Source organism: Saccharopolyspora sp. (genome assembly GCF_017434145.1).
GTDB lineage: Bacteria > Actinomycetota > Actinomycetes > Mycobacteriales > Pseudonocardiaceae > Saccharopolyspora_C > Saccharopolyspora_C galaxeae.
In genome coordinates this window covers 1-4003 of the sequence record NZ_JAFRFW010000954.1, presented here as the reverse complement: position 1 = coordinate 4003, position 4003 = coordinate 1, and the positions used below count along the sequence as shown (strand labels likewise).

The 4003-nt window shown below is 70.7% G+C and carries 6 protein-coding genes; 4 read left to right on the top strand and 2 right to left on the bottom strand.

Annotation, left to right across the window (positions count from 1 at the left end):
* Positions 1-304 (bottom strand): MarR family transcriptional regulator (locus IJH84_RS25660; protein WP_295149929.1); only part of this gene is annotated, 304 nt, incomplete at its 3' end.
* A 157-nt stretch (positions 305-461) separates the two neighbouring features.
* Here IJH84_RS25660 and IJH84_RS25655 point away from each other — a divergent pair.
* A complete protein-coding gene (locus tag IJH84_RS25655; protein ID WP_295149930.1) occupies positions 462-623 on the top strand; it encodes a hypothetical protein in 162 nt (53 codons plus the stop codon).
* Positions 624-697: 74 nt separating this feature from the next.
* On the opposite strand, the gene smpB is transcribed toward IJH84_RS25655, so the two are convergent.
* Complete coding sequence (smpB, locus tag IJH84_RS25650; protein WP_200069610.1) at positions 698-1210, bottom strand: SsrA-binding protein SmpB; 513 nt, start codon at positions 1208-1210, stop codon at positions 698-700.
* Between the two features lie 169 nt (positions 1211-1379).
* Between smpB and IJH84_RS25645 the strand changes: the two genes are divergently transcribed.
* From IJH84_RS25645 to ykgO, 3 genes are all read left to right on the top strand, one after another.
* Positions 1380-2564, top strand: a complete 1185-nt coding sequence (locus IJH84_RS25645; RefSeq protein ID WP_233627187.1) for a low temperature requirement protein A — start codon at positions 1380-1382, stop codon at positions 2562-2564.
* Between the two features lie 106 nt (positions 2565-2670).
* Entirely contained in the window at positions 2671-3528 is an 858-nt protein-coding gene (locus IJH84_RS25640) for a hypothetical protein (protein ID WP_295149927.1), read from the top strand.
* 54 nt (positions 3529-3582) lie between these two features.
* Complete coding sequence (gene ykgO, locus IJH84_RS25635; protein ID WP_295149925.1) at positions 3583-3705, top strand: type B 50S ribosomal protein L36; 123 nt, start codon at positions 3583-3585, stop codon at positions 3703-3705.
* Positions 3706-4003: the final 298 nt, after the last annotated feature.

Below are 4003 nucleotides of genomic sequence, written 5' to 3'. Positions count from 1 at the left end.
CTTCGCCGGTGAACACGACCAGCCGCGCCCGCGCGTCGCTCGGGTCCGGCACCCGCTCGGCGAGCCCGAGCCGCACCACCGCGTCGACCTGCCTGCTCACCGTCGACTTGTCCAGTTGCAGCGCCGCGGCCAGCGACGACATCCGCAGCGCGCCTTCCTTGCTGAGCAGCATCAGCAGCGGGTACGAGGTCGGATCCAGCTTCGGGTGCACCTGCCTGGCCAGTTCCCGCGTGGTGTGCCGTGCGCGGCGGATCAGCGCGCGCATCTCGTCTTCCAGCGCTGGAAGCAGTTCCTCCGACGACACCCTGACACCTCTTCCGTGCAAGAAACCGGCCGTACGATCGTAATCGCACCCCGTCGGGACCGGGCGCGCGCCGGGCGGATCCCCGTGCTCGCCGGCCGCGCTCGGCCATGCATCCTGGTACTCCACAAGGAGCAACGCCGACCAGAGGAGAACGTCCGTGACTTCTCAGCACGACCCGCTGACCGACCCGTCCTACGACCCGAACCCCGGCGTGCCGGACCACGCCAAAGCCGAAGGCACCGAGGTCGACCCGTTGATCGACCTGTCCCGCGACCCCAACCCGGGCGTGCCCGACCACGCCAAGCCGGACGAGGACTGACCGATCCGGCGACCGGCCGCGCGGAGATCGTTCGCGGCGGATGCCGGCCACGGCGCCATCCGCCGCCGGACGCTTCAGGTGGTGTAGCGCAGCGGGTCCGCAGGCCCCCGGCCGGGATGGCCCTTGAGCTGCCAGCCGATGCCGCGGGCCATCTCCCGCGCGGCGTCGCGCTCGGCCAGTGCGCGCCGCTTGTCCCAGCGCTTCTTGCCGCGGGCGAGTGCCAGCTCCACCTTCACCCAGCCGTCCCGGAAGTACATCGACAGCGGGACCAGCGAGATCCCGCTCTCCCGGACCCGGCCGGTCAGGCCGCGGATCTCCCTGGCGTGCAACAGCATCTTCCGCGTGCGGCGCGGTGCGTGGTTGGTCCAGCTGCCGCGCCCGTACTCGGCGATGTGCAGGTTGCGCAGCCACACTTCGCCGTAGTCCACGGTGCCGAACGCCTCGGCCAGCGAGGCGCGTCCCGAGCGCAGGCTCTTCACCTCGGTTCCGGCCAGCACGAGCCCGGCCTCGTAGGTGTCCAGGATCGTGTAGTCGTGCCGCGCCCTGCGGTTCGTCGTGATCACGGATCCGTTGCCGTGCTGGACCATGCCGCGAGCGTACTCCGCCGCGCGGGCCGCCTTCCGGCGCCGCGGCACCGGACAAAGTGGACTCCGAGGCGGAATTCCCGGTGACGCGCGTCGCCACGGACTGGACATCCGCCCGCGGCGCACCGAAGATCCCGCCGGACGCGAGCAACAGGTGAGGAGTCGCGCAGCGATGACCGACGGCCGGCAAAGTCGCCCCTGGTGGCGCACCATGACCGCCCGCGACCCGTGGCAGGAGCACCGGGCGGCGACTCCGCTGGAGCTGCTGTTCGACCTCTGCTTCGTGGCCGCGGTCTCGCAGGCCGCCACGATGCTGCACCACGCGCTCACCGAAGGGCACATCGGCACCGGCGTGCTCGGCTACTTCATGGTGTTCTTCGCGATCTGGTGGGCGTGGGTGAACTTCACCTGGTTCGCCTCCGCCTACGACACCGACGACGGCCCGTACCGGGTGCTGACGCTGGTGCAGATGGCCGGTGTACTGGTGCTGGCGGCCGGGATTCCGGCGGCGTTGGACGAGTACGACTTCACCGTGATCACCTTCGGGTACGTGCTGATGCGCGTCGCGATGGTGGCGCAATGGCTGCGGGCGGCGCGGGAACATCCCGAAGGCCGCCCGGCGGCGCTGCGGTACGCGGCCGGGGTGACCGCGGTGCAGATCGCCTGGCTGCTGCGGCTGCTGCTGCCGCACCCGTGGGACTACGCCGGGTTCGCCGTGCTGGCGATCGCCGAGGTCGCGGTGCCCGCGTGGGCCGAGTCCGGCAACCGCCAGACCAGCTGGCACCCGGAGCACATCGCGGAGCGGTACGGGCTGTTCACCATCATCGTGCTCGGCGAGGCCATCCTCGGTGTCCTCAACGCGGTGAGCTCGGCGCTGACCGCGCAGGGACTCTCGACCGATCTGATGCTGACCACCGCGGGCGGGCTGGTGCTCGTGTTCGCGCTGTGGTGGATCTACTTCGTCGGCCAGAACACCCGGCTGCCGAACCTCAAAACCGCGTTGACCTGGGGTTACGGGCACTACCTGCTGTACGCGGCGGTGGCCGCGCTGGGCGCCGGGCTGGAGGTCGCGGTGGACGCCACGCAGCACCACGCGCACATGTCCGAGCAGACCGCGGCACTGGCCGTCGCGGTTCCGGTGGCCGGGTACCTGCTGGTGATCGGGCTGCTGCACGGGCTCACCCGCGCCGGGACCGCCACGGCGTGGATCGTCGGGGGCAACATCGTCGTCGTGCTGCTGTTGGCCGCGGCGGCCGGTCCGCTCGGCCTGGGCGGAACCGTGCTGGCGATGGGAGTGGTGACGGCGGCTTCGCTGGCGGTGAACCTCGCGCGCGCTCATCGGCAGGCGGTGCGTTGATCACGTTCCGGTGACATTCGGGCGACGCGAGCTCGTGCGTGCATGAGCGGAGGTGCCGGACTGCTGCACTCCCGGTGATCGAATCCGACCTCGGGAAGGATCTCCGGTGCCGCATTCCGCTTCCACTGCGCTCGATCGGCCGAACGCGTTGCGCAGGGCCGCGCTGGCGCTGCTGGTGCCACTGCTGTTGCTGCTCGGTTGCCCGGCGGGTGCGGCCACCGCGCGCGATGCGCGGGCATGCGCGTCCACTCTGGACTGTTCGGCGGCCGAGCTGGACGCGCTGCCGATGGCCGAGCGGCTGGTGTTCGTGCGCGCGGTGCAGGATCGCGTCGCGGCCGAGTACATCCCCGGTTTCCGGCACTGGCGCAACATCGAAGGCATCGTCCGGTTCTTCGCCGAGAACTCCTTCGGCGCGCCCGGCAGCTGGGTCTCGCACGTCGATGCGGGGATTCTGGAGGGGATCGAGCGCGGCACCGCGATCGCGCTCGGCGTCTCGGCTGACGGCTTCGGCAATCCGGGCTCGCCGTTGTGGGCCGAGTACCTGCGTCGGCTGCACGACGGCGAGCTCACCGACCGGTGGGTGCACGATCCGGCCTGGGGAAACGCGGAGCAGGCATCGACCGAGCACGGCGTCCGGATCGCCGAAGCGCACGGCGCCCGGCCGAGCCGGGTGGACCGCGACATCTACGAGTTCTCCGAGCTGTACCGGTGGATGCTGCGCAATCCGCAGCAGGCGCTGCTCGCGCTGAACCAGGCGTCGCTGGATACCACCGGGCTGCCGGTTCCGCCCGCGGACTTCCTGCGCTGGTTCACCGACGTGACGATCTCGGAGCCGACCTACCGGGGCGCGCACGTGGCCCGCGACATCGCGCTGCCCGACCCGGTCTCGGCGCCGTTCAGCGCGGCGCAGCTGCTGCTCGCGTACGCACCGGAGCTGCTCGGGGCTGGCACCAGCGCCAATTGAAAACCGTTTTCGTTAGGCTTGGGCGGCGATGACCGCACGAGCCGAGGAGGACGGATGAAGGTCCGCTCATCGATCAAGTCGCTGAAGAACAAGGAGGGCTCGCAGGTGGTGCGCCGCCACGGCAAGCTCTTCGTGGTCAACAAGCGCAACCCGCGCTGGAAGGGCCGCCAGGGCTGAGCGAGCTGAGCGAACGGACCGTTCGTCCCAATAGATCGGGCCAACGGTCCGTTCGCTCCGAACACCCGGGCACTCGCCGACACGGGCGGGGCCCGAAGCAGTGGGAGCCGGTTGAGTTAGCGGACCGTTCGACCGGCTGGAACGGGCGAACGGTCCGCTCACTTGCGGCTAAGCGGGGCGGAAAGCGGGCCACCGGCCACTATGGACAGAGAGCGTCCACTTCGTCGGGCTCGCGCACGTAGATGGTCCGGCCGCGCAGGACGGTGCGCTGGCAGCGCGGCAGCGGCGCGCCGGGGCT